This is a genomic window from Pseudomonas ficuserectae (genome assembly GCF_024584585.1).
Taxonomy (GTDB): domain Bacteria; phylum Pseudomonadota; class Gammaproteobacteria; order Pseudomonadales; family Pseudomonadaceae; genus Aquipseudomonas; species Aquipseudomonas amygdali.
Genome location: NZ_CP085684.1, coordinates 2,129,143 through 2,155,203 on the forward strand (window position 1 = coordinate 2,129,143; position 26,061 = coordinate 2,155,203).

The 26,061-nt window shown below is 59.6% G+C and carries 17 protein-coding genes and 3 pseudogenes; 12 read left to right on the plus strand and 8 right to left on the minus strand.

Going from position 1 to position 26,061, the window contains the following annotated elements; genetic code table 11:
- Positions 1-26: 26 nt before the first annotated feature.
- Both LJU29_RS09410 and LJU29_RS09415 read right to left on the minus strand, forming a co-directional pair.
- Positions 27-275 carry a hypothetical protein gene (locus LJU29_RS09410; protein ID WP_002552767.1) on the minus strand — a complete coding sequence of 83 codons (249 nt, stop codon included), beginning with the start codon at positions 273-275 and terminating at the stop codon, positions 27-29.
- Positions 276-572: 297 nt separating this feature from the next.
- Entirely contained in the window at positions 573-1,799 is a 1,227-nt protein-coding gene (locus LJU29_RS09415; RefSeq protein WP_257112136.1) for an MFS transporter, read from the minus strand.
- Between the two features lie 73 nt (positions 1,800-1,872).
- Between LJU29_RS09415 and LJU29_RS09420 the strand changes: the two genes are divergently transcribed.
- Positions 1,873-2,556 (plus strand): ArsR/SmtB family transcription factor, encoded by a 684-nt coding sequence (locus tag LJU29_RS09420; protein ID WP_057453092.1) that lies wholly within the window; start codon positions 1,873-1,875, stop codon positions 2,554-2,556.
- 50 nt (positions 2,557-2,606) lie between these two features.
- Here the strand turns inward: LJU29_RS09420 and LJU29_RS09425 are convergent.
- Positions 2,607-4,774 (minus strand): annotated as a pseudogene (locus tag LJU29_RS09425) (TonB-dependent siderophore receptor).
- A 186-nt stretch (positions 4,775-4,960) separates the two neighbouring features.
- On the minus strand, positions 4,961-5,869 hold the full coding sequence (locus tag LJU29_RS09430; protein ID WP_005755996.1) for a LysR family transcriptional regulator: 909 nt from the start codon (positions 5,867-5,869) through the stop codon (positions 4,961-4,963).
- A gap of 115 nt (positions 5,870-5,984) precedes the next feature.
- Here LJU29_RS09430 and LJU29_RS09435 point away from each other — a divergent pair, with 115 nt between their 5' ends.
- From LJU29_RS09435 to LJU29_RS09465, 7 genes are all read left to right on the plus strand, one after another.
- Positions 5,985-6,413 carry a VOC family protein gene (locus LJU29_RS09435; protein ID WP_005755995.1) on the plus strand — a complete coding sequence of 143 codons (429 nt, stop codon included), beginning with the start codon at positions 5,985-5,987 and terminating at the stop codon, positions 6,411-6,413.
- Positions 6,410-6,994 carry a glutathione S-transferase family protein gene (locus LJU29_RS09440; RefSeq protein WP_002552773.1) on the plus strand — a complete coding sequence of 195 codons (585 nt, stop codon included), beginning with the start codon at positions 6,410-6,412 and terminating at the stop codon, positions 6,992-6,994. The genes LJU29_RS09435 and LJU29_RS09440 overlap by 4 nt, the downstream gene beginning before the upstream one ends.
- Before the next feature lie 255 nt (positions 6,995-7,249).
- Positions 7,250-8,788: a cryptochrome/photolyase family protein gene (locus tag LJU29_RS09445; RefSeq protein ID WP_057423611.1), complete on the plus strand. Its 1,539-nt coding sequence runs from the start codon at positions 7,250-7,252 to the stop codon at positions 8,786-8,788.
- On the plus strand, positions 8,785-8,928 hold the full coding sequence (locus tag LJU29_RS09450; RefSeq protein ID WP_004658371.1) for a DUF2256 domain-containing protein: 144 nt from the start codon (positions 8,785-8,787) through the stop codon (positions 8,926-8,928). Before LJU29_RS09445 ends, LJU29_RS09450 begins: the two co-directional genes overlap by 4 nt.
- A gap of 146 nt (positions 8,929-9,074) precedes the next feature.
- Complete coding sequence (locus LJU29_RS09455; protein ID WP_002552775.1) at positions 9,075-9,503, plus strand: DUF2231 domain-containing protein; 429 nt, start codon at positions 9,075-9,077, stop codon at positions 9,501-9,503.
- A complete protein-coding gene (locus LJU29_RS09460) occupies positions 9,500-10,792 on the plus strand; it encodes a PQQ-dependent sugar dehydrogenase (protein ID WP_257112137.1) in 1,293 nt (430 codons plus the stop codon). Before LJU29_RS09455 ends, LJU29_RS09460 begins: the two co-directional genes overlap by 4 nt.
- A gap of 250 nt (positions 10,793-11,042) precedes the next feature.
- Entirely contained in the window at positions 11,043-12,245 is a 1,203-nt protein-coding gene (locus LJU29_RS09465) for an MFS transporter (RefSeq protein WP_057453088.1), read from the plus strand.
- 49 nt (positions 12,246-12,294) lie between these two features.
- On the opposite strand, the gene LJU29_RS09470 is transcribed toward LJU29_RS09465, so the two are convergent.
- Both LJU29_RS09470 and LJU29_RS09475 read right to left on the minus strand, forming a co-directional pair.
- Positions 12,295-13,998: a methyl-accepting chemotaxis protein gene (locus LJU29_RS09470; protein ID WP_442628776.1), complete on the minus strand. Its 1,704-nt coding sequence runs from the start codon at positions 13,996-13,998 to the stop codon at positions 12,295-12,297.
- Positions 13,999-14,223: 225 nt separating this feature from the next.
- Positions 14,224-15,219: pseudogene (locus LJU29_RS09475) on the minus strand (aldo/keto reductase).
- A 157-nt stretch (positions 15,220-15,376) separates the two neighbouring features.
- On the opposite strand from LJU29_RS09475, the gene LJU29_RS09480 reads away from it, so the two are divergent.
- Positions 15,377-16,099 carry a haloacid dehalogenase type II gene (locus LJU29_RS09480; RefSeq protein WP_005755987.1) on the plus strand — a complete coding sequence of 241 codons (723 nt, stop codon included), beginning with the start codon at positions 15,377-15,379 and terminating at the stop codon, positions 16,097-16,099.
- 25 nt (positions 16,100-16,124) lie between these two features.
- On the opposite strand, the gene LJU29_RS09485 is transcribed toward LJU29_RS09480, so the two are convergent.
- Positions 16,125-16,643: a GNAT family N-acetyltransferase gene (locus LJU29_RS09485; protein ID WP_005755986.1), complete on the minus strand. Its 519-nt coding sequence runs from the start codon at positions 16,641-16,643 to the stop codon at positions 16,125-16,127.
- A 620-nt stretch (positions 16,644-17,263) separates the two neighbouring features.
- On the opposite strand from LJU29_RS09485, the pseudogene LJU29_RS29555 reads away from it, so the two are divergent.
- A pseudogene (locus tag LJU29_RS29555) lies at positions 17,264-22,876 on the plus strand (amino acid adenylation domain-containing protein).
- Positions 22,877-22,974: 98 nt separating this feature from the next.
- Positions 22,975-23,844, plus strand: a complete 870-nt coding sequence (locus tag LJU29_RS09500) for a TauD/TfdA dioxygenase family protein (RefSeq protein ID WP_005783121.1) — start codon at positions 22,975-22,977, stop codon at positions 23,842-23,844.
- Positions 23,845-23,885: 41 nt separating this feature from the next.
- Here LJU29_RS09500 and LJU29_RS09505 read toward each other — a convergent pair whose 3' ends face one another.
- A complete protein-coding gene (locus LJU29_RS09505) occupies positions 23,886-24,401 on the minus strand; it encodes a GNAT family N-acetyltransferase (protein WP_257112140.1) in 516 nt (171 codons plus the stop codon).
- 153 nt (positions 24,402-24,554) lie between these two features.
- Here LJU29_RS09505 and LJU29_RS09510 point away from each other — a divergent pair, with 153 nt between their 5' ends.
- Positions 24,555-25,682 (plus strand): saccharopine dehydrogenase family protein, encoded by a 1,128-nt coding sequence (locus LJU29_RS09510; protein WP_016982384.1) that lies wholly within the window; start codon positions 24,555-24,557, stop codon positions 25,680-25,682.
- The last annotated feature ends 379 nt before the right edge of the window (positions 25,683-26,061 follow it).

The window sequence follows — 26,061 nt, forward strand, 5'->3', positions numbered from 1 at the left end:
TTGATCGGTTGCAGTCAGTGGGTCACTCAGTGGTCTTCATTGCCGGCAGGGGCGTCAGCAGTGTCGATCGGCGCATCCACCACCGTTTGCGCGCCATTGGGCGTCTTCTGTACGGCCGCGTCGGCACCGGTGATCTGCTCACGCTGAGCGTCGACCTCTGCGCGGCGCTCGCTCGACGTGGATGGCAGCGGGTTCTGCCTGTCAGCGGCAGACACCGGCAGGGCGGCAAGGGACATCAGTAAAGTGGCAACAACAGGCAGCAGGGGGCTGGCCATCGGGAGAGTCTCCAAATAGAAATATGAAACAGGCAGACAGGCAAGTCGGCAGCTCGGGGCGGCCGACAGGTTCTTCAAAACGTGCGTGACAAGCAGAAAATTGCTGAGCGGTAAAATACACGAATGCAATTTTATATATTTGATGGTATGTAAATTCAGGTATCAACTATACGGATTTATATTTGATTTAATCCCATAAAATTCATATTTACGGCAATAAATTAGTGTTTTTTGTTATTTTATGGAAATTAATATTCTTTTTTAAAAGCAGAGTGAACACTCTGTTTTTGGCATTGGCTACGGTTTTCCATGTGGCCGCGTGCTGATGAGGACAAGTATCGCTGCCGCCTGAATACTGGCAGCAAGTGCCAGCGCTATCAGGTCGCTGTCAGGCCCGTTGAATAAAGTCCGGACACCACCGAAGAGTGCTGGCGCAAAGGCGTAGCAGCCTTGAGCGATGGCGACGATCAACGTCACCACGCGCGCAACCTGATGCCTGGGAAATTCCGCTTGGGCAATTAGCGGAGGCAGTGATGTCGCATTGCCGATACCCACACCGAAAAGAATCATGCCGGCACATAACAGGGCAGGGCTTGTGCCTATAAACATCAGCACCACACAGCCCAGGCACTGGCAGGCGTAACTCAGGCAGGCAACGTGGCGTCGACAGGTGCCTGGCGCTAACAGCCTGCTGGACAGAAACCTGCCGAAGATAGCGCTGCAGGTAGCGACACCCATGGCCATACCTGCGGTCTGCTGTGTGACGTGATCAATCAGCAGCAGGAATAATTGGCTGATCAGGCCGATCTGCGCAAACAGCCCGAGCGACATGGCCGCCGCCAGCGTGAGGAATGGTCGGTTACTCCGTAACGTTAAGGGCGCAGTGTCCAGGAATGGAGGCAGGTCAGTGGTTATCTGGAGAATGTCGTCGGGGTGCTGACCCAGATGTTCAGGCCTGAAGCGGAACACACCGAAAGCGAGGAGCGCGATCACACCTGTTGAAAGCACACCCACCACGACCGCAGCAAGACTGAACCCGAACCGGTCGATCAGGTACACCCAGCCCGATGAAAAGACTACACCGCCGATGCTCGCGCCGTTATAGGCCATCGCCAATGCGCCAGGGCGCTTGCTGACAAACCATGGCGAGATGGTAGCGTTGACCGCTGCCGCGCCCATGGTTACCCAACCGAATCCGCTCAGCGCCGCGGCGATGAACAATTGCCAGGGCTGATTGGCGATCGACCAGCCGTACACACCGACAGCAAGGGTTGCCGCCCCTGAAACCGTAATCCACGGGAGGCCATACCTTTTGTACAACGCAGGCAGGTTGACCACGACCAACGTACCTGCCAGAAAATGCACCGTGACCGCAGCCGAGCACAGCGCGGTCGACCAGCCGGTTCTCTGAATGACGGCATACATGAATATCGGCGGACCGTAAAAGCCGATGCCCCAGCCAAACACAGCCATCAGAAATGTAGCAGCGACGACTTTTCTGCCAAAAAAACTCGATTGATGCATAGGTGAATCCCTTCAAGTGGTTTGGCAGCAGTATGATGACCGCCTACGAGAACACTTCAGGGATGGCTGAACTATGGATGTTGAAGCAGCAGACCTCTCGCTGGCGGCAGTGGCGGGTGCCATTGCTGACCCAGCACGATCCCGAATGCTTTGCGCGCTACTGGACGGGCGCGCACGAACCGCGACCGAGCTGGCGGCGCTGGCCGATATAGGCGCATCGAGTGCCAGCGGCCATTTCGCGCGTTTGCGTGAGCAGGGGCTGGTGGAAATGCTCGTACAGGGCCGGCATCGTTACTATCGACTGACCAATACGCAGGTGGCGCAAGCGCTGGAAGCCTTGCTGTTACTGACCCAACACAGCGCCGTGCCCTTCAAACCCAACACGCCTTCGGCCTTGCGACTGGCTCGAACCTGTTACGACCATTGCGCCGGTGAAGTCGCCGTCAAGTTACACGACGCCTTGCTGAAGGCCGGCTGGTTAAATGAGCAGGGCAAGGACTATGTGATCAGTGAGCGGGGTGTCGAATCACTGAATGCGCTGGGCATCGACGTAGACGCAGTACGTCAGCAACGCAGACGTCTGGCCTACGCCTGCCTGGACTGGAGCGAACGCGCCCCGCACATTGGTGGCGCTCTGGGGGCGGCGCTGCTGGAGCTGATGCTCACGCGCGGCTGGGTAAGCCGCCATCTGGACTCCAGAGCACTGAAGCTGACGGCGAAAGGGGTGGGCGGTATGGCGAAGGCGTTTGGTGTGTGAGGCGTAAACACGCTGCTACCGAGCATGCCTGGTAGCAGCGTGGCTCAGGCTCAGAAGCTGTACTTGGCCGTCAACGCATAGCTGCGCGGGTTGCCGTAGACGTCGGTGGAGCCCCATACCGAGCTTGCGCCAATCGCCGTGTAGTAGGTGCGGTCAAAGATGTTGTTGGCGTTCAGTTGCAAGTCGAGGTTCTTGCTCACTTGATACCCCGCCATCAGATCAGCAACGGCGTAGCTGCCTTGTTCCAGGCGATAGCTTCCATCGGTGAGCGCGATGTCGTTGTACATGCGGCTCTGCCAGTAGACGTTGCCGCCGACGCGCATCTTTTCCAGTGCGCCTTGCAGGCGGTAGACGGTCGATACCTTGAACAGGTGCTCAGGTGTGTCGGTGTTGAATTGCTGGTTCTTGTTCGCCGGATCGGTGTCCTTGAGGTAGTGGGTGCGGGCATAGGTGTAGCCTGCGCCGACTTGCCAGTTCTCGGTCAGCGCGCCTTGCAGTTCCATCTCGATGCCCTGACTGCGTACCAGACCGGCTGCGTCGTAGCAGGTCAGGACCGCGCAGCCTGCCTGGGTCGGTGACTCGGTCTTGAGGTTTTTCTGGTCGATCCGGAACACTGCCAGGCTGGCATTGAGGGCGCCGTTGAAATATTCGCCCTTGATGCCGACTTCATAGTTTTCGCCCACGACGGGGTCTAGCACCTTGCCAGACAAGCTTTGCGCGCTCTGTGGCTGGAAGACATCGGTGTAGCTGGTGTACAGGGAATGATGTTCATCCAGCTTGTAGATCAGCCCCGCGTAGCGGGTCAGATTGCGGGTGACCTTGTAGTCTTCATCGCCAGAGCGATCGTCGTAGTCGTACCAGTCCAGACGGCCGCCGAGGATCAGGGTCAGCGGGTCGGCCAGGCTCAGACGTGTAGTGAGGTAAATCGCGTCCTGAGTGGCGATGCTATGCGTCTTGCCATCGCGGACGAAGTCCGGCTTCGGCGCGCCAATCGGCAGTCCTGTGTCGTAGGGGCTGTATTCCTTGCTGGTCTTGTCGTACACGCGCCTGCTGGTGCCGACCACCACTTCATGGGTGCGCCCAAACGCTTCGACCGGTCCGCTGGCGTAGACATCGAACGCAGTCTGCTGCTCCTCAGGCTTGGACTGATAGGCCGTCGTTTCCAGCGGGCCGTTGTAGCGCGACAGGTAAGTGCCTGAAAACAGACCGTCCAGCGACGAGCTCGAGCCTGCTACGCGTAGTTTCCAGTCGTTGTCGAAACGGTGCTCCAGCTCACCGAACACGGTGTCTATGCGGATTTTCTTGTTTTCCCAATCCGAGCCGGAATAGGTCGAACGCGGCAGGTTCAGGTGATGGCCGTCAGTGCCGAGGGGCAGACCGCCCCAGAAGTAATTGGTCTGATCTTCCTGACGAGACAAGCCCAGAGTGGCGGTCGTGGCATCGTTCAGATCGGCCTCGACAACCCCGTAGAAAACGCCGTGATCGCTTTTTTCCTTGTCGCGGAAACTGTTGGCATCCTGGTAGGACCGACTATTCGGCCGCGTACCGTGCGGCTATCGTTCAGTGGTCCGGAGGCATCGAATACGCCGCGGTAGTCGTCCCAGCTCCCGACCGTGCCGGTGAGGGTGACTTGTGGAACGGCGGTAGGACGTTTGCGCACCATATTGATCGCCGCTGAAGGGTTGCCAGACCCTGTCGCCAGGCCTGTAGCGCCTCTGATCACCTCGACATGATCGAACATGGCCAGGTTGGGTTGAACGCCTGCCGTATAGCCCGAGTACGAGGCGGGCAGGCCGTCGTACATGATGTTGTCGATGTCGAAACCGCGAGAGGTGTAGGTTTGCCGGCCCGGTCCGCTGGATTGGTCCAAAAACAGACCTGGGGTGTATTTCACCACGTCGTTGATGCTGGTCATGGCCTGGTCGTCCATGCGCTGACGAGTGACGACGGTCACCGCCTGCGGGGTTTCGCGAATGGTCAGCGGCAATTTGGTCGCTGTCTGCATCGGGCCCGTGGTGTAGGACTGACTGTCTTCGGTAGTAGAGCCAAGTTGGTCGCTGCTGATTTGCGTCGCGCCCAGCTCCATTGTCGTCGTCGATGACGCTTCGGTGGCTTGCGTTTCAGCGCCATAGGCAGCCTGAGAAGTTGCAACCCAGATGCCCATTGTCAGCAGGGCAGGGGTAAAAAGAAAACGGCTTTGTGATTGCTGGCCCGGCATGAACCCGACACTCCCTGAAGCCGTCCGTGGCTGGATGATAATAATGTTGATAACTGTTCGCATTATTGTGGCAGGTTGTTTCTGTCAGAAAAAGACACTGCGAACAAATAGTTAACAAAATTTTCACATTTGCACGGCGAGCTCAGGTGCGCGTCTACGCGCGCATCAGGTGAGTTTTTGGCAGCGCTATCGATTTTGAAGAGAGGGATCAGGCAGACATTTTTCCAGCTGTGGCATCGCCCATTCGACGAATGCCTTGACCCGGGGTGAGAGCTGCAAGGCGTGCGGATAAACCAGTTGAATCGGCAGATCTGCCGTTTCGAAGTTGTCGAGTACCCTGATCAGACGACCGTCAGCCAGTTCATCTGCAACCTGATAATGCATCAGCCGGGTCACGCCCAGACCCTGTACGCAGGCCAGGCTGGCGGCGCGGACCTGATTACAGACCAGTCTGGGGATAATGTCCTGTATCAACTCTTTGCCCTGATGCCGGAAGTACCACTGCCGGCCGTGCGAAGCCAGCGTAATGCACGCGTGCTCAGGCAGGGATTTCGGGGTGTCCAGCAGCGGGGCGGTGCGCAGGTAGCCCGGGCTTGCGCAGCTCACCAGCCGGGTCGCCCCGATCCTGCGCGCGACCATCGCCGAGTCCGGGAGATGGCCGATGCGCAACGCCAGATCAAGGCGCTCGTCGAGCAGAGGCACGATCTGGTCATTGAGGTTCAGCTCGACGTTGATGTCCTGATGCTCGCTGAGAAAGGCGTTTACCAACGGGGCGATATAACGCTGTCCGAACTCGACAGGTGCCGTCACCCGAAGAAGGCCGCGTACGATTCCGTCGCGGCCATCAAGGCGCTGTTCCATATCATCGAAGTCCGCGAGCATGCGCCGGGTCCAGCGCAAATACTCCTCGCCCTCATCGGTCAGAGCCATGCGCCGCGTGCTGCGGTTCAACAGGCGTACGCCCAGATGACTTTCCAGAGCGGCCAGCGAGCGGACCAGCGACGCAACCGATTGCCCGGTGACATCCGCCGCCGAACTCAGACTGCCGCTGTCGACGATCCGCACGAAATTGGCCATTGCCTTGAGCCTGTCCATTGCCACCTTCTGATTTGTGCGATTAGTGCATAGGTCTTGTCAGGTCCGCAGCATAGGTGAAACCGCTGCCGTGGCCGACACTTGCGAAACTGCTTCCAACCGGAGTTTCAACCTCATGAGTCTGCAACCCAACCCCGCCCGGATTCTCGCATACGACCACATCGGTATTCGCGTCAGCGACCAAAACCGCGCACTGGCCTTCTATCAGACGCTTGGTTTTGTCGAGAGTGCGCGTTTTCCACGTTACGAAGCCAACGAGATGCTCAGCCCGGACGGCGTGCGCATCAACCTGATCTTCAATGGCGTTCGCGTGCCCCGTGCTCACAACGTGTTGCTGGATGCCCCGCTGAAACTGCCCGGCATGACGCACCCGGCGTTTATCGTCGATGACTTGCAGGCGCTCGAGCGCTGGCTCGACGCGCAGGGGATTGTCGTCACTGAAGGGCCGCACCCCATCGGCCCGCGACGAATTGCACTGTTCATCCGCGACCCCGATGGCAACGTTCTGGAATTCAATCAACTCGTCGATGGAGACACACAATGAAACTGTACGATCTGCAAGCCTCCGGCAACTGCTACAAAGTCCGCCTGTTCGCTGCCCTGGCCCATATCGAGCTTGAAGTGGTCGCGGTGGACTTTCTGAACGGCGAGCATAAAAAGCCACCACTGTCTGACCTCAATCCTCTGGGCGAATTACCTGTTCTACAAGATGGCCCGGTCGTCCTACGCGACTCGCAGGCCATTCTGATTTACCTCGCTGGCGAATATGGCGGCCTGGCGTGGTGGCCCGCTCACCCTCAAGGCCAGGCCGAAATCGCCCAATGGCTGTCGTTCGCCGGCAACGAGATCCAGCACAGCCTTTGCGCGGCGCGACTGGTGCAGAAATTCGGCGCTGCGCTGAACAAGGCCGAGGCCCTGCAGAAATCGTCTGTTGTGTTGGGGCTACTCGACAAACACCTTGAACAGCATGACTGGCTGGCAATGGGGCGGCCTACGATTGCCGAGTGTGCGGTTTATCCGTATGTGGTGCTGGCACCGGAAGGCGGTGTGGAGCTGGGGGCGTATCCGAGTGTTTTGCGGTGGGTTGAACGGGTGGCGGGGCTGGCGGGTTACCAGTCGGTTTGATTCGGGCCGGTGGCCTGGCATTGATCGTATAGGTGCCTGCCAGTTGGCAGGACACCACTCGGCCACCGCAGCTGTACCTGCGACAACCATCACAGGTAACTCATCGAAAAACGCTATGAAAATCTTGTACATGAAATTACATTGGTACAAGTTTTGCGGCTTCGGAGTATTGGATAGCTGGCCCTGAGGTACAGGCCAATCGTCTGTCGCCACAGCTTTTCAGATCCTTGCAGACGCCATGCGGAGCTTTTTCCATTGACCGAATCCCCCCATCTCCACCTCGTCCTTGGTGATCAACTGTCTTTCGACCTGGCGTCCCTGAAAGACCTGAACCTTGAGCGCGATACGGTCCTGCTGGTCGAGGTGATGGAGGAGGCGAGCCATGTGCCGCATCATCCGCAGAAAATCGTGCTGATCTTCAGCGCCATGCGTCATTTTGCCGAGGCGCTGCGTGAGCGCGGCGTTCGGGTGCAGTACGTCACGCTCGACGATCCGCAGAACACAGGCTCAGTGCCGGGTGAGTTGCGGCGCTGGCAGGCCTTGCTGCAAGCCGATGAGTTGCACGTCACCGAGTGCGGTGACTGGCGGCTGGAGCAGTCGATCAAGGACAGCGGGTTGCCGATTCAATGGTATGCCGATACGCGCTTTCTCTGTTCCCGCGAAGAGTTTTTGTCGTGGGCGCAGGGTAAAAAGCAGTTGCGCATGGAGTTCTTCTACCGGGAGATGCGGCGCAAGAGCCGGTTGCTGTTGAACGGCGATGGCACACCGGTGGGCGGTGCCTGGAATTTTGATGCGGAAAACCGCAAGGCGCTGCCCAAGGGCGTCGCTGCGCCTTACCCGATGCGCTTCTCGGCAGACGGGATCACTCGCGACGTGCTGACACTGGTAGCTGAACGTTTTGCCAGTCATTACGGTTCGCTGGATGATTTCGATTACCCGGTGACGCATGTCGATGCTCAGGCGCTGTGGGACTACTTTCTCGATTTCGGGCTGGCCGGTTTCGGCGATTATCAGGACGCAATGGCCACTGATGAGCCGTTTCTGTTTCACGCGCGGATCAGCGCTGCGCTGAACATCGGCCTGCTGGATCTGCGCCAGATCTGCAGTGACGTTGAGTCCGCGTACTGGTCGGGCAGGGTGGCGCTGAATGCCGCCGAAGGTTTCATTCGCCAATTGATCGGCTGGCGGGAATATGTGCGTGGCGTTTACTGGCTGAAAATGCCCGAGTATGCCGATGGCAACCTGTTCGGTAACAGCAGGCCGCTGCCGGAGTTTTACTGGACCGGCGAAACGAAGATGAACTGCATGAGTCAGGCGATCGGCCAGAGCCTCAAGCATGCCTATGCCCATCATATTCAGCGCCTGATGGTGACCGGCAACTTTGCGCTGCTTGCCGGTATCGTGCCGAGCCAGATCTGCGAGTGGTATCTGGCGATTTACATGGACGCTTTCGACTGGGTCGAGCTGCCCAATACGCTGGGCATGGTCATGCACGCCGATGGCGGCTATCTGGGCTCCAAGCCCTACTGCGCCAGCGGCCAGTACATCAAGCGCATGTCTGATTATTGCCGTGGCTGCGCTTACAAGGTCGCTGAAAGCACGACTGACGATGCCTGCCCGTTCAATGCGCTCTACTGGCATTTTCTGATGCGCCATGGCGATATTTTGCGGCGCAACCAGCGTATGGGCATTATTTACAAGAACCTTGATCGCATGGCTGAACCCAAACAGCAGGCGCTGTGGGAGCGAGGCGAGGCATTGCTGGCCAGGCTCGATGCCGGAGAGGCACTTTGAAAAAGAGTGAACTGCCGGTCAAAACCTGTGTGGTCTGCGGGCTGCCGTTTACCTGGCGCAAGAAGTGGGCGCGCTGCTGGGATGAGGTGCTTTATTGCTCTGAGCGTTGCCGGCGAAACAAGCGCACTGCAAGCCAGTAACGTTTTCAAAATATTTCGAAATGAAAAGTGCTGAACTATCGCTTCGCCAGCATGATCCTTTTCTATGCGCATTCAGCGCGACCCCGACAGGCGAGTGCATTCGCACTGAGCATTGATCCAGGGTCGCCGAACGAAAAGGAGCCGTCATGACCGTAACCACCCATCCCGTCTACCGATATACGCCAGGCCCGCTACACGCGACCTTGCTTGCAGGAACCGTTCCTCTGTTTCTTGGCGGATTGCTGAGCGATATCGCCTACTACCAGACCTTTCAGATTCAGTGGAGCAACTTTGCCGCCTGGCTGATTGCCGGAGGCTTGCTGTTCTGCGGGCTGGCGTTGCTGTTCGCGCTGGTCAATCTAGTGCGTGCGGATCACAAGGCCGGTCGCCCCGTGGTGTACTTTCTGTTGTTGCTGGTCACCTGGGTGCTGGGTCTGGTCAATGCTTTCGAGCATGCTAAAGACGCTTGGGCGGTCATGCCGTCTGGCTTGATCCTGTCGGTTATCGTGACCGTACTGGCCGGTGTTGCGACATGGACAGGGCTGACCAGCCTGCGTTCGGGAGGTGCAGAATGAAGCACTCTCACGCACTGACAGTATTGAGCATGGCGCTGCTGCTGAGCGCCTGTGGTGGCGAAGCGGACAGTACCCAGGCACGCGGGCCGGACCCGAAACTACCGGAACCGCAACGTGGCCTGTTGCCCAGCATGAAGATTGCCGAGCCCGTTGCATGGGGCGATCAAAAGCCGACCCTACCCGAGGGGTTCAGCATCACTGCGATTGCCACCGACTTGAGCATTCCGCGCCAGTCCCTCGTGTTGCCGAACGGCGACATCCTCATCGCCGAAGGTCGCGGCGGCAGTGCTGCCAAGCTCAAGCCCAAGGATGTGATTGCCAGCGTCATCAAAGCCCAGGGCAATACCAAGGTCAAAGGCGGCAATCGCCTGACCTTGCTGCGCGACGCGGACGGTGACGGCAAGTACGAGCTGAAGACAGTCTTTGCCGAAAACCTCAATGCTCCTTATGGCTTGGCGTTTGCCGATGGCAAGCTGTACGTGGCCAATCAGGACGCGCTCGTTCGCTTCGATTATCAGGACGGTCAGACCAAGGCCAGCGGTGAGCCGGTCAAGGTTACCGATCTGCCTTCCGCGATCAACCACCACTGGACCAAGGCACTGACTGTCAGCCCTGATGGTCGCTCCCTGTACGTTGGCATCGGCTCGAACAGCAACGTGACCGAGCGTGGCATGGAAGTCGAAATCGATCGCGCGATGGTCTGGCAGATCGACGCCGCAACCGGTGCCCACAAGCCTTATGCGACCGGTCTGCGTAACCCGACCGCGTTGACGATTCAGCCGGGTACCGGGCAGTTGTGGACGGTGGTCAATGAGCGTGACGAGTTGGGCCCGGACCTGGTTCCCGATTACCTGACCTCGGTGAAGGAGGGCGCGTTCTATGGCTGGCCGTATAGCTATTGGGGCCAGAACGTAGACACGCGTGCCCAGCCACAGAATCCGGCCAAGGTCGCTGCGGTGATCAAGCCGGATTACAGCCTTGGTTCGCACGTTGCCGCTCTGGGTGTGGATTTCTCCATCCCGGCCATGGGTGACAAGTTCGCTGACGGTGTCTTCGTTGGCGAGCACGGCAGCTGGAACCGCGATAATCCGGTTGGCTACAAGGTCATCTTTGTGCCGTTCAGCAATGGACGTCCTGCGGGTGAACCGGTGGACTTCGCAACGGGTTTCCGTGGTGCTGATGGCAAGACTCGCGGGCGGCCGGTAGGCGTGACGGTTGATCCGAAGGGCGCGCTCATCATCGCCGACGACCTGGCCAACACCGTCTGGAGAGTGACCCGCAACAAGTAGGTCACGACTGCCTGTGTGAGCGTTCCCATGCTCTGCATGGGAACGCCTTTCGTGACGCTCTGCGTCACCCACGAAACCTCGACGCAGAGCATCGGCCGGATAGCCAGTTTTCGCAGAAATTATCGCGGGTCGTTGACACAGAATTTCTCTCGCAAGGTGGCTTCGTCAAGGCTTTACACGTTAGGGTTACGCGCATCCACGCGCTGGCCCGACGGGTCAGCTGCTGACATCCCCGAATTCTGGAACCGCTGTGAGTCGTTTTGAAACTGCTGGAAACCTCGTAATAAAACCCGCTTCATGGTGGGCTGTAGGCAGTGTATCCCTTGGGTCATTCGCTACCGTCACTACTGAATTTCTCCCTGTCGGGCTGCTGCCCGATATTGCTCGTGACCTGGGAACCAGCATCAGCCAAGCGGGCTTGATGATGGCTGTCCCCGGCATCCTCGCGGCCATTTCAGCACCTTCCTGTATTGCCCTGTTCAGTCATGTTGATCGCAAGCGCCTGCTGCTGGGGCTGCTGTCGATATTGCTGGCGTCCAACCTGATCGTGGCGCTGTCGACGCACTTCTGGCTGACGCTTGCCGGCCGGGTCCTGCTTGGCTTCGCACTGGGAGGTTTCTGGACGATTGCCGGTTCGCTCGGGCCTCGCTTGAGGCCCGGCAAGGAGGGCGTAAAGGCCACCGCGTATGTGCTGGCGGGCGTCTCGATCGGCACTGTTGCCGGTATTCCGGCTGGCACGTTGATCGGTGAAGCCTTCGGCTGGCGGGCGGCATTTGAAACAGCGGCAGTGGTCACGGTTGCGGTAGGGCTGTTGATCGCAGCGTTTTTACCGGCGTTACCGGGCGAGCGCTCGGCCGGCATCAGTCAGATGCTGTCGCTGGCTGGCGAGCAACGCATTCGTCGTATGTTCGCCGCCGCACTGTTGATCTACGTCGGGCACTTCGCGGCTTACACCTACCTCGCGCCCTTCGTGCAGGAGTTCGCGCATATCCAGGGGCAGGCCCTGGGAGCATTGCTCTTCACCTTCGGTCTGGCAGCGGTGGCAGGGAATCTGGCCGGGGGAGCCCTGGCAGCCAGAAGCGCGCCGTCCTCGGTGCTGATCATGACCCTGCTGATGCTGGGATCGTTGACCGCATTGCTGATGTTTGTCGGCAACCCGTGGCTGCTCTGGCCGGTGATTCTGGTCTGGGGGTTCGCTTTCGGGATGATCCCCATCACCACGCAGATCTGGTGTTTCGAGGCCTCCAATGACCGCGTGGAGGGTGTTCAGGCGTTACTGGTCTGTGTGGTGAATCTGTCGATTGGCGGTGGGGCGTTCATCGGCGGCGTGGTGTCCGGTCGGGCCGGCTTTACCGCCGCCATCGTCATCGGTGCGGTATGTGCCGCGCTGTCCATGTTCACCGTTGCGCTGGCGATACGTAGCTCCAGTTTGCACAGACTGATTTGCCGCTAATGAGGTATGCGGCGATGCAGCATCCATCGCCGAATACCTGCTCACACCGTCAGCCTGCCTTGAAAAACGCGACCTTGCGGGTCAGGCGATCCGCAAGCTGTGCCAGCTCCTCGCTGGCGGTAGCCACCTGCTGCGATCCATTGGCGGATTTGAGTGTCGAGTCGTGGATGCTGGTGATGTTCATCGCAACGTCTTCTGCCACTGAACTCTGTTGAACCGAAGCGCTGGCGATCTGCGCGTTCATGTGATTGATCGCACTCACTTCCTGATTGATTCTCGACAGGGCGCTTTGGGCATTGCGTGTCTGCTCCACGGCGCGATTGACCAGTTCACAGCTGTCGCGCATGTTTTGTGCCGCGGTTTCAGTACCACCCTGCAGCGTGCTGATCATGTTTTGAATCTCCTGGGTCGACAGCTGGGTGCGATTGGCCAGCGAACGAACCTCATCGGCCACGACCGCAAAACCTCTGCCATGCTCGCCCGCGCGGGCGGCCTCAATGGCTGCGTTGAGCGCCAGCAGGTTGGTTTGCGAGGCAATCGAGTTGATCACCTCGATCACCGTTTCGATCTGCTCGCTGTGCCTGGACACCTGCTCCACAGTATTTGTTGTTTCAGTCAGCGTGGCCGCCAGTTGCTCGATGGCAGTGGTAGTGCCTTCGACAAGGCGGTTACCGGTCGCCACTTCGCTGTCTGCCAAACGTGCAGCGTCCGCTGCCTGTGCTGCATAGCCCGAGACTTCATTGACCGTGGCGGCCATCTGGCTGATGGCGGTCGCCACCTGTTCGGCTTCACGGGTCTGCACCATTATCTGGGTATTGTTGGCAGATGAAGCCGCCGACAGCACGGTGGATGATTGGCTGACCTCTTGGGCAGCCGTCCTCACCTCTGTGATGGTTTCCGAGAGACGAGTCAACGCGGTTTTCAGTACGCCCATGACGCTGTCGGGATGCGCGGTGGTGATGGTTTGCTGCAGATCGCCGGCCGCCAATCTTCGAATGGCCTGCGCAACCTCTACAGGCTCCGCGCCAAGCGTCTTTTTCACAAAGCGAATGATGAAAACCGACAGCACGATACTCAGCAGCACGGCGAAAGCCGTTGCCAGCAGCATCAGGCCACGGAACTGGCTGGCGGTCGCCTGCACATTATCCAGCTGAACCCTGATCGAGGCTTCCTCATGGTCGATGAGCGCGTTGATGCGCTTCAGCCATTCGCTGTAGTCGCCCGATGTCTGGCTCAGCAAAAGGGCCTGGGCACCGGCGATGTCACCGGTACGGCGCAATGCAATGACGCTTTTGGTAGAGCCCAGCGTCTGCTGTTCGATTTCCTTGATGCCACGCAGCAGTTGCCGCTCTTCGGCACTTACGGTCGGACTGGAGAACAGTTGATCCATCGGTGCAGCCGAATCGATGTAGTCCTTTTCCAGCCGGGTCATCTCTTCCAGATGGAGCGCGAGGTCCTGATCATTGTTGACCAGCGCCGCATCGCGCAGGGCGATCGCCCGGTTATGCACGCTGCCACGAAAGTTGATCGCATAGCGTTGCACCTTTGCGGCATTGTCTCCAACGTCTTCCAGGGTGCTGTCGATGAAGCCAACCCGCTGAATGCCGACAGCGGTGATCAATATGAGCAGTGAAACGACCGCGGCAAACCCCAAGCCGATGCGGGTAGCCAGAGAAACCGGATTTTTCATGGAAGGAACTCGAACTGGGGAAGTGGATAAAGTCGAATCAAGCGCTGGCAAACGGCCATTCATTGCGAATAGTCAGACAATACCGTGCAGCCGGTCGGTCGCCCAATAGATATTTGCGTGCGGCGAGATAGGCAGGTGTTATTTCAGAAATGTGTGACGGTTACGAGTGCTGTGATGTTGTCTTCGTAATATAAGCGTTGCTGGTCACCGTTCTATCGGATGACTGCGGTCCATCAGGTTACCGGCGACGCTGTAACGTTCGCCGGCGTCGGGTTTCTGCTGTGCGGATCAGACGAATCCGGTCACCAGATGCGGTACATAAGGTGCCTCAAGGCGTTGGATCTCTTCGTCGCTGAGCACCAGCTCCAGTGCGGCGATGGCATCGTCCAGTTGGGACGCTTTGGACGCGCCGACAATCGGCGCTGAAACCCCCCGTTTGGCCAATACCCAGGCCAGTGCGACCTGCGCCATCGGCACACCCCGTTCTGCTGCGACCCGTTCCACAACGTCGATCACCCGACCGTCTTCCTTTTCCGTCGCCTGGTAAAACGACTGACCGGAAATGTCGGTCCTGGTCCGCTCGGTCTGCTGCCCATGGGGCCGGGTCAGCCTGCCACGCGCCATCGGGCTCTAGGGCATCAGGCCGACACCCTGATCGATACACAGCGGGATCATCTCGCGTTCTTCTTCGCGATACACCAGATTCAGATAATTCTGCATGGACACAAACTTGATCCACCCGTGCGCGACCGCGACCTGCTGGGCCTTGGCGAACTGCCACGCATACATGGACGAGGCGCCGATGTATCGGGCTTTGCCTGCCTTGACCACATCGTGCAGGGCTTCCATGGTTTCCTCGATGGGCGTGTCATAGTCCCAGCGGTGAATCTGGTACAGGTCGACATAATCAGTGCCGAGCCGCGTCAGGCTCGCATCGATACTGGACATGATGGCTTTGCGCGAGAGCCCTTTCTCGTTGGGCCTTGTCGAGCCTTCCCACATGTTTGCCGGGAAGAACACCTTGGTGGCGATCACGGTTTCGTCGCGGCGCGTGAACTCTTTCAGCAACTTTCCGACGATGGTTTCCGAGGTGCCTGCCGAGTAGCTGTTGGCGGTGTCAAAAAAGTTGATGCCTTGCTCGACGGCGTGCTTGATGATCGGTCTGCTTGCTTCTTCGCCCAGTGTCCAGGGATGCGTTCCGGCATCAGGTTCGCCGAAGGTCATGCACCCAAGGCACAGTCTGGAAATATCCAGCCCTGTGTTTCCAAGCTTCACGTAGTTCATGAATTCTCCATCCATCGTTGATTGGCCAGTCGCCGACCGGTTTCGATATCACTCATTACCTCTTCAACGAGGGCAATGTCTGCCCGGAAACGACTGTCCTCCGAGCGACTGCTTGTGTAGAACTATAAGCGACGATACACATTACCGGAGCGATAATATGGCCAGATTTGAACAGGTGGGTTTTCTCGGGTTCGACGTATTCGGCACTGTTGTGGATTGGCGAGGTGGTGTGGCACGCGCCGCCGCGCCCTTTCTGCTGCGTCATGGCGTGAACGTCGACCCCCTCGATTTTGCCGATCAATGGCGCGGGCTCTACCAGCCTTCCATGCAGCGCGTTCGCTCGGGTGAGCGTCCTTTCGTGACACTTGACGTGCTCAACCGGGAGAGTCTGGAAACCGTGCTGGCACGGCACGAGGTGGATTTCGGCAGCATTCCGGATACCGAACTGATTGAGCTCAACAAGGCCTGGGAACGGCTGGATCCATGGCCCGATTCCGTCGCCGGCCTCACGCGGCTCAAACGCAGGTTCTCGATTGGCACGCTTTCCAACGGGCATATTGCCGGCATGCTCAACCTGGCAAAGTTCGCTGGCTTGCCGTGGGACGTGATTGTCGGCGCGCAAATAGCGGGTTCTTACAAACCAATGCCGCAGACCTACCTGAAATCGGCAGACGCCGTGGGCCTGGCCCCGCAAGCAGTCGCCATGGTGGCTGCGCATAACTCCGACCTGGCGGCGGCCCGTGCGAATGGCTTCAAGACGGTATTCGTCCGACGCCCGTCCGAGCACGGGCCAGGCCAGACGTCTGACCTTACTGCCGAACAGGACTGGGACGTTATTGTCGACTCTCTGACCGACGCAGCCGAGGCGCTCGGATGCTGAACGCAGATAATGGCTAGGGGATAACTTACTCCCGTAAATCCTTCCACATATGCACCTTGGAGACGAACCGGCTGCCTACGGCAACTGCAAGTGGTTCAACGCCAAAGGTCACAAAGCCCATGCGCTCATAAAGCTCCTGTGCTGCGGCATTACCCTGCGTGACGGTGAGCTGTACGACCAGAAGCTCAGGACGGGATCTGGCATGGTTGAGCACGCTGCACATCAATTGGTAGCCAATGCCTCTGTTTCTGTGAGCCTGAGGCACGTACATCCCGAACAAGGTTGACTTGTGCCGGGCCTTGTTTCGGGTTTCAACGGACAACCCGGCTACGCCCAGCAGTTTGTTGTCTTCGACGGCGGCAAACACTGCTTCGGTTGACGCATTGCTGTTATCCAGCCTGTTTTCCCACCATTCGCCAGGCAGCGTTTCACGTTCTTTCACATCAGAGGTAAAGGCGTCCGGGTGGCGATCATATGCCTCAAGCATCAACGCGCGATAAGCCACTGCATCGGTCGGGGTCAGTCGTCGGTAAGTAAGGGTCATGAAAGCAGGATTCGTCTGATTCAAGCGTTGAGTATTGCACCCGGAGGCGGGAAAAGTCTTAACCAGCACGCTGGGTTTTAAACAGATGTCTGGTTCGCGCAGCAGTGCCGTTTGACGGACACTTTGGGGGTTTGTAACTTTTTGTTTGCCTCACTGCCAAAAATCATGGTTATTATCCCGGGCGCTCAGGGCCAAAACCCCAGCGTCAATGATTGCTATGGGTCTACAACCCCGCAGTCGCAGCCGATCGGGTCCACCCTGGCGCTGACACCCGGCGCAGGCCGTTCCCCGTCGTTGACCCTCAAACGGAAGATGAGGTTTCAATTGGTCACGCGGTATGCAAACGTCAGTTCCAAGGGCAGAGCGATCAGTCTCGTCAACGAGCCAGCCACCCCCCTTTCTGTATGCGAGTCGCGCCTTGACGCGTTCGCCCGTCATTTCTCTGCGATCCCCCCAAGCGCTTCTATGTCTGGTCATGACGTGAGCGCAAGAGCACGCGCCGCACCTTCTCCCTGAGTCTCAAGGTACATCCGGCATTTCCTATGCCGTGCCTGACGGGCGGGACGCTCTGTGCCTCTGTCCGTTCATAAAAATAATCTGCTCACGGACGGTGGTTCCTGATGGTCGACAAATCTTCCTCGCGCGGGACGGGCTTCGCTCATCCCGATACAGAGCAACCCTTTGCCGAAAACCGGTGTGTACACGGCCTGTTCGAGGCTCAGGTGCGGCGCAATCCCGACGCCATAGCCGCGCGCTTCGAACAGGGCGCGCTTGACTACGCGACGCTCAATACCCAGGCCAACTGTCTGGCCCATTACCTGCGCAGCCTCGGCGTCGGACCGGATGTGCGCGTCGGTGTGTGCCTGGAGCGCTCGCTGGACATGCTGGTCGGCGTGCTTGCGATACTCAAGGCGGGCGGCGCTTATGTACCGCTCGACCCCGCTTACCCAAAAGCGCGTCTGGCACACATGCTGGCGGACAGTGCACCGCGCGTGCTACTGAGCCATGCAGCGGCGCGTCCGGCGTTGTTGGCAGCGCTTGAGGGTGGTGCAGCATCAGCGCCGCTGCTTGATCTGGCCGATACCCGGCTGTGGGCAGCGCAACCGGTAGACAATCCGGACCCGCATGCGGTCGGGCTCACGTCGCGTCATCTGGCTTATGTGATCTACACCTCGGGCTCGACCGGCACACCCAAGGGCGTGATGGTCGAGCATCGCGGGCTGATGGCGGTGAGCGCTGCATGGGAGCGGCTATACGCACTGCACAAACCCCTCAATCACCTGCAAATGGCCGGGTTTTCCTTCGATGTGTTCAGCGCCGATCTGATTCGCGCACTGGGCTTTGGCGGCACGCTTGTTCTGTGCCCGCGCGACACGCTGATGGACCCGCCCGCGCTGTATCGCTTGTTGAGCGAGGCGCGCATCGATTTTGCGGACTTCGTGCCTGCGGTGCTCAACCCGTTGCTGGTCTGGGCCCAGGAGACGGGGCACGACCTGTCTTTCATGAGAACGGTGGTCTGCGGGTCGGACATCTGGACTGCCCATAGCGCGCGGCAACTGCGCAGGCTGTGTGGCGAGCGCGTGCAGATTGTTCAGGCCTATGGGGTCACTGAAGCAAGCATCGACAGCACCTGTTTTGAGTTCGATAGCAACAGCCACGTTGATGCGGTGCTGCCCATCGGGCGGGCGTTGGCCAATACGCGGATTTACCTGCTCGATGCGTTTGCCGAACAGGTTGCTCCAGGTGTTACGGGGGAGCTGTATATCGGCGGCGCAGGTGTCGCACGCGGCTATCTGAACTTGCCGCAATTGACCCTTGAACGCTTTGTCGACAGCCCGTTCGTGGCCGGTGAGCGCTTGTACCGCACCGGCGACCTGGCGCGTTATCGCGCAGACGGCAACCTGGAATTTCTTGGGCGTAATGACTCGCAGGCCAAGCTGCGTGGTCTGCGTCTGGAGCTGGGTGAAATCGAGGCGCGTCTGGCCGAAGTTACCGGCGTGCGTGACAACCTGGTGGTGCTGCGTGAGGACAGCGTCGGTGTGCCCAGGCTGGTTGCCTATTTTCACGAACAGGCTGATGCAGGGCTGACGCCGAAAAGCCTTCGCCAGCACCTGCAACTCAGCCTGCCAGACTACATGATCCCCGCAGCGTTCGTGCGCATGGACGCGCTGCCGCTGACCGCCAACGGCAAGCTGGACCGTAGTGCATTGCCGGAACCGGGTGCCGATGCGTTCGATCAACACGCGTTCGAGGCGGCTCAGGGCCCGCTGGAAACGACACTCGCGGCGATCTGGGCCGAGGTGCTGGGCGTGGAGCGGGTCGGTCGTCAGGATCACTTTTTTGCGCTTGGCGGCCACTCGCTGCTGGTGATGCGCGTGCTGGCCAAGGTTCGGCAGACATTGCGTCTGGATGTGTCGCCGTCTGCGCTGTTTGCCGCCCCCGTGCTGCAACAGTTTGCTGAGCAACTGAGCAGCGCTTCAGGTCGCGCTCGTCCGCCCATCACAGTCATAGAGCGTTGCGGCGCACACGCGTTGTCGTCTGCTCAACAGCGGCTGTGGTTTCTGGCGCAGATGGAGGGTGGCAATGCGGCCTATCACATGCCGTTGAATCTGCGCCTGCGCGGACCGTTGCAGGTGGCTGCACTGCAAAGCAGTTTCAACCGGCTGGTGGCCCGCCATGAGGCGTTGCGTACCACGTTCATCGCCGTCGAGGGTTAGGGGCGGCAGCGGGTTGCTGCGACGGAGAGGATTGCTGCATTGCCGATCATCGACCTGCATGGCGAGCCTGATGCCCAGGCGCGTCTGCTTGAGCTGATGGGCGAGGAGGGCAGCAGGCCGTTCGACCTGGCGGTCGGGCCGCTGATGCGCGTCAGCCTGGTGAAGCTGGCCGAAGACGATCACGTGCTCCTGCTGACCCAGCACCACATCATTTCGGATGGTTGGTCGATGGGCGTGCTGACGCGTGAGCTGGGGGTGTTGTACGAAGCAGCCCTCCACAAACAGGCCGACCCATTGCCGCCCCTGTCGATTCAGTACGTGGATTACGCAGTCTGGCAACGCCAGTGGTTGTCTGGAGAAGTGCTGGAAGCGCAGCGACGTTACTGGCGTGAAACGTTGAGCGGTGCACCGGTACTGCTGGAGTTGCCTACCGATCACAAACGTCCAGCGGTCCAGAATTACCGTGGCGGCTTCGTGCCGCTGATGTTTGACCGCGCGCTGACCGCACGGCTGCGCGCGTTGGCAACGCAACAAGGCACCACGCTGTTCATGAACCTGCTGGCCGCCTGGTCGCTGTTGTTGATGCGCCTGTCGGGGCAGGACGATGTGGTTATCGGTGTGCCTTCGGCGAACCGCAGCCAGCAAGAGCTGGAGGGCTTGATCGGTTTCTTCGTCAACACCCTGGCCTTGCGCATGACCCGCTCCGCAAGCCCGACAGTGGCAAGCTGGCTGCAACAGGCGCGCCAGGTCGCGCTTGCAGCTCAGGAACATCAGGACTTGCCGTTCGATCAGGTGGTGGAAGTGCTCAACCCGCCGCGCAGCCTGGCTTACAGCCCGGTCTTTCAGGTGCTGTTCGCCTGGGAGCAGCATCAGGATTCGGATCTGACGTTGTCCGGGCTTGACGTGAGCGTGCTGCAAAGCAGTCAGCCGGTGGCCAAATTCGACCTGCAGACCTTCCGCTTCAAGCCATCTGCCGATGTCGAGCAGCCGCCGCAAACCGCTGAGCGCGAGCTGATGGCGGACTGGTTTTATCAACGCCAGTGGCAGCGTGTGCGTCGTCTGGGCACACAACCGATTGGCGAACGTCGCGACAGGCTGGTGGTGTGCAGTCACGAGCGCGTTGATGCCGCACTGCTTGGCTGCCTGCAGGGCGTTTATCGACACGTCATCGAGGTGCAGGCCGGTAATGGTTATCAGCAGCTTGGCCCGAACCTTTATGAGCTTGATCCACTGGACCCGTTAGCGTTTAGCCGACTGATCGCCGAGCTTGATCAGAGTGGGCAGGCGGCGACCGAACTCGACTGGCTGCATGCCTTGCCACTCTCGGTTGGCGGGGTGGTCAACGAGCAAAGCCTTGCCGCCGCGCAATGGGCGTGTCTGGACACGGTCAGCGCGTTTTTGCAGGCCTGGGGGCAACGCGCACAGAAGACCGCTTTGCGACTCTGGCTGCTGTCCTGGCAGGCGTGCCCGGTAAATGGTCAGGTCATGCGTCCGGAGCTGGCGGCGCTGGCAGGTATTACCGAAGTGGCCCCGCAGGAGTACCCGATACGCTGTCACTGGCTGGATCTGCCCACTGCGCAATGGGGCACACAGGCTCGGCAACTGGCGACGCTGCTCGCCGAACCGACGTCGCTGCCACGGCGCATGGCCATTCGTGACGGTTATCTGTGGCAGCCACAGTTGCAGCCGAGCTCGCTCGCGCTGCCAACGGTCGTTTCGAATCTGTTGCCGGTAAACGGCACGTTTCTGGTACTCGGCGGTACAGGCGGTATCGGCCGTACGTTGTGCGAACACTTGCTGCAATCAAGCCAGCGGCGGGTAGTGCTGCTGTCGCGCCGTGGGGAATGTCCGCAGGAGCTGGGCGATTATGCCGCGCGTATCGATAGCGTTCAGGCGGATATCGCCGATTTGGCACGCTGGCCCAAGGTGCTTGAGCAACTGCGCGAGCGTTATGGACACTTCGACGGGGTAATCCATGCTGCCGGGACCGGAGCGGGCAGCCTGATTCGTCAGCGCGATGCTCACCTGTTGTCTGAAGCGATGGCGAGCAAGACCCGCGGCATGCTGGCGGTCGAAGCGTTGATCGAACAGATGACGCCAGGGTTTGTGCTGTACTGCTCATCGATGTCGGCACTGTTCGGCGGTGCCGGACATCTGGATTACGCCGCCGCCAGTGCGGTGCTCGACGGCTTCGCCCATTACCGCCCGAATGGCGAAAATGGCTGCGTGCGCCTGGGTATCAACTGGGATATCTGGAGGGAAACCGGTATGGCCGCTGCCAGCGGCATCGGTGATGAAGCGCATCAGCGGCATCTCGCGGTCGGCATGTCGGCGCAAGAGGGCTGCCAGGTATTCGACGCCGCCATGACTGCACAACTGCCGCAATTGTTGATTTCGACGACCGATCTGAACACCGCACGCCAGTTTTACCCGGCTCGTCATAGCGGTGCTGGCTTGACGCTGGTCGACACTGCGCCAGCCGTTGCGGCAGAAACCGGTCTGCCGGAGCGTCTGCATGGCTGCCTGTGCAAATGGCTTGGCGTAAGCGCTCTGGATCCGGATGACTCGCTGTACGAGCTGGGGGCTGATTCCCTGACCTTGCTGGACCTGATCGACGAATTGCAGGCCGCGACGGGTGTGGTATTCCAGTTGTCACAGTTCAGCCACAAGGTCAGCCTGCGCGAGGTACTGGCGCTGGTGCAGTCAGCGCAGGGCGGTGCGGCTGCAGTCGAAGACCAATGGACCGACGCGGTTAGGATTGACCAATGGCATGCGGGGGTTGACCGCGAGCGCCTGTACCTGATCCATCCGGTGGGCGGCGATGTTCAGGCGTATCGCGAGCTGGCCTCGGCGCTGCACCCTGATCTGGGTGTGTGGGTAATTGCCGACCCGACCTTGCGCCTGCCCGAGCTGCCGAATATCAGCCTGGCCGAACGGGCGCAGCTGTATCTCGACGCGTTGCAGGCCCATCACCCCGACGGCACAGCATGGCGGCTGGCCGGCTGGTCGTTCGGCGCGTGGGTGGCGCAGGCGATGTGCAGCCTGCTGGCAGACGATTGCGAGCAGCCGTTGCTTTACCTGATCGATCCGCCTACGCCGGATGCCGGGACCGAGCTGGCGCGGATCGACGAAGAGCATATTCAGCAAGTCTTCCAGCGCGAGTTTTCCGCACGGCGGCCCCCCAACACTGCCGCCAGCAAGGCCAGCGAAGACGCGTCACGTTACCTGCAAAGCCTGATCGTCTGCTGCCAGAACAACATGGCGAGCATGGCTGATCATCGGCCCGCGCAACTGCCTGATACCAAGGCACGACTGTTCATTGCTACGCGTCCCAATCCATATGGCATGGGCAGCGCCTGGCAAATGGCAGACCTGCAGCGTGCCTGGCAAGACCTGTTGCCGCACCTGCTGAGCTGGCAGCCTCTGGACACTGATCATTACGGCATTGTCGCAGCGCCGTGGGCGCAATTGATTGCCGAGATGATCAACGCAGACCTGCCAGCAGGGGAGGGCTGAGCGCGTTAGCGGCACGTTTTTCAGGCGGGGCTGACGTTCCCGTAGACGAACCACGGACATGGTGATCGGCCATGCCAACCATTCAAGGGTGAGGGATCATGGATCAAATGGCACTCAAGGCCATCGAAGGCATCGCGGGGGCGCCTCGCGCGCCGTATCACAGCATCACGGTCAACCGCCTGACACCCATCATCGGTGCCGAAGTCGGCGGGGTCGACCTGTCGCAGCCACTCAGTGCGGAGCAACTGAAGGAAATTCGCCGCGCTTTTCTGGAAAACCACGTGCTGGTGTTTCGTGATCAGCACCTGACGGTCGAGCAGCACAAAGCCTTTGGCCGGCTGTTTGGACCGTTACGTGCCTTGCCGGTAGAAAGCATTGATGGCGATGACCCGGAGCTGGTCGTGGTGCGCGCCAACGCCCAGTCACGCTTCGCTGCTGGCGAGCTGTGGCACACCGATGGCACCGCTGACCTGGAGCCGTCGATGGGCTCGATGCTGTATGTCAAAGAGACGCCCGCCATTGGAACCGGTGGCGACACGCTGTTTGCCAACATGCACCTGGCCATAGAAATGCTCTCGCCTGCGATGCAGGCGTTTCTTGGCGAACTGACGGCCATTCACGATGGCGAGATTCCGTGGAAGGGCTATCAGCCGCCTGCCAACCTTCCCAAAAGCGAGCACCCTGTGGTGGTTCGCCACCCTGAAACCGGACGCCGCAGCCTGTTCGTCAATTCCGGTTTCACCTCGCATATCGTGCAACTGTCCGCAGGAGAGAGCCGCACGCTGCTGAACATGCTGTTCGACCTGATCGCCCGTGAACCCTCTCTCAGTTGCCGCGTGCGCTGGGAGCCCAACACGCTGGTGTTCTGGGATAACCGCTGCACCCAGCATCACGCGGTGTGGGATTACTTCCCGCACTCGCGCTATGGCGAGCGAGTGACGATTCTGGGAGGGCGGCCCAAAGCCTGAGCCGCTTGCCGCAGCCTGGCTAACGCTTGGCTGCGGGCTTGTCACCTCAGTCGCAGGTGATATTTCAGGTCATCGAACCACTGATCGCCGATCTGATAGGCATGCGGGACGCGGCGTTCGAAAGAGAAACCGCATTTCTCCAGCACCTTGCAGGAGGCAATGTTGCCATCGGTCACGGTCGATTCCAGTGAATCGAGGCCGATGGCGGCAGCGTAGTCGATGATTGCCCGGCGGGATTCGGTGCCGAAGCCCTTGCCTTGATGTTCCGGCAGCAACAGACAGCCTACTTCGGCATGCCCTGGCGACATGATGCGAAAGCCGCTGACCCCCAGCTCCACGCCGCTCTGCTTGTCGACGACCACCAGGCACAGCAAGTGATCGGACTCTGGCGTCCACACCGGAAGGCGATGCTCAAAGCCTTTGCGAACTTGTGCTTCTTCGATTTCCCCGAAGACGTACTGCATGGTCTGAGGCTCGGAGTGCAGCCTCAGAAACAACGGCCAGTCACTGGCGAGCAGGGTCCGCAGATAAAGTCGTTCGGTGTGTAGTTTCAGCATCCGTTGCTCCTTGCACGATCAAAAAGGCACAGGGTTTTGTACTCGGCATTCGGCCAATGATCAATAATGCACGCGCATTTCATCGCCATCGCTCGCGGCAATCGCTGAGTAGCAAGGCATGGTCATACCCTTCAGCATTTCAGGGACGAGTCAATGGCATTTCGCGTATTGGTCATCGGCGGCTACGGCAACTTCGGCAGCCTTATCTGCAATCATCTGGCGATGATGCCGGACATCGAACTGGTCATCTCCGGTCGCGACCCGCGCAAGCTGGCGGAAAAGGTTGCCGCACTGCAAACGCTGGCTGGCAGATTCTGCGAGAGCTGGTGCGTGGACATCATGCAGGACGGCGCGGGCAGTGAGCTGGGTGAATTGGGCATTGATCTGCTTATCCACACGGCGGGGCCTTTTCAGGGGCAGTCGTATGCCGTGGCCCGGCATTGCATCGCGGCGGGTGTGAATTATTGCGACCTGTCGGATTGCCGGACCTTCGTCTCCGGTATCGCCACTCTGGATGCCTTAGCGCGTGAGGCGGGCGTCTGTGTGCTGAGCGGTTGCAGCTCGGTGCCGACGCTTTCGGCGGCCATCATCGATCAGCATCGCCAGCGTTTTCTGCGCATCGATTCGATAGAGCATGGCATCTCCTCGGCAGCGAAAATGCCCGGTCTGTCGACCGTGCGTGGCGTGCTGGCCAATGCCGGGCGGCCGATCAGGCAACTGCGCAACGGCAAGGTCCACGAAGTCCATGGCTGGATGGACCTGACCCTGCGCCGGATGCCCGGCATGGGCACACGGCTGGTGGCCAATGTCGACGTCCCGGACCTGGATGTATTCGCGACACGTTATGCCGCGCAGCATCTGAGCTTCAAGGCCGGCTCCGCGCTCAAGGCCGGCGGCATCGCGACCTGGCTGCTGGCGCTGGCGATTCGCTGTGGGCTGCTGCGCGATCCTGCGTCGTGGGCCGAGCGCCTGTACCGTTGGGGCGCGCGCTTTGAACACTGGGGTGATCGAAAGAGCGCGATGTACATCGATGTCGATGGCGTCGACCTTACCGGCCAGCCGCTGCACATGCGTGCGCAATTGACTGCACTGAACGACAAGGGCCCAGAGATCCCCGGCAGTGCTGCCGTCGCGCTGAGCGGCAAAATGGCCGGTGGCTATCGCCCACAACCGGGCGCACGGGCCTGCGTCGGAGAAATCACCGTAGACGAGTACCTGGCAGCGATCAACGAGCCGGAAAACATCCGGCTGGATGTTCATTTCACCGACCGCAACGTCTGACGCTGTTGCCAATCTCCGATGGCTCCGTACAGGCGAAGATCAAGGCAGTTTCATTGCGTGATCTTCCGGTTTCGCGCGGTGCCAATCATCGGAAAAATTCTGCTCAGGCGATTTAAATAAATATTCATCATCGCGCTCCGGCCACGTAATTCTTGGGCTTCAGGGTGCCTTCGATTGGCGCGTGCGTGATTCCGATAACGTTAACTATCAAGTTAAATCTTTCAGCGCCGATTCACGTGCATCCCGAAAAATCAAAGGCACACACGTAATGAGCGCAAAATGGTTGGACAATCTGAAAGTCAGCAAGAAGCTCGGACTGGGCTTTGCCGCTATTTTGCTCGGAGTACTGACCGTCACCGTCATCGGCTACTCCAGCACC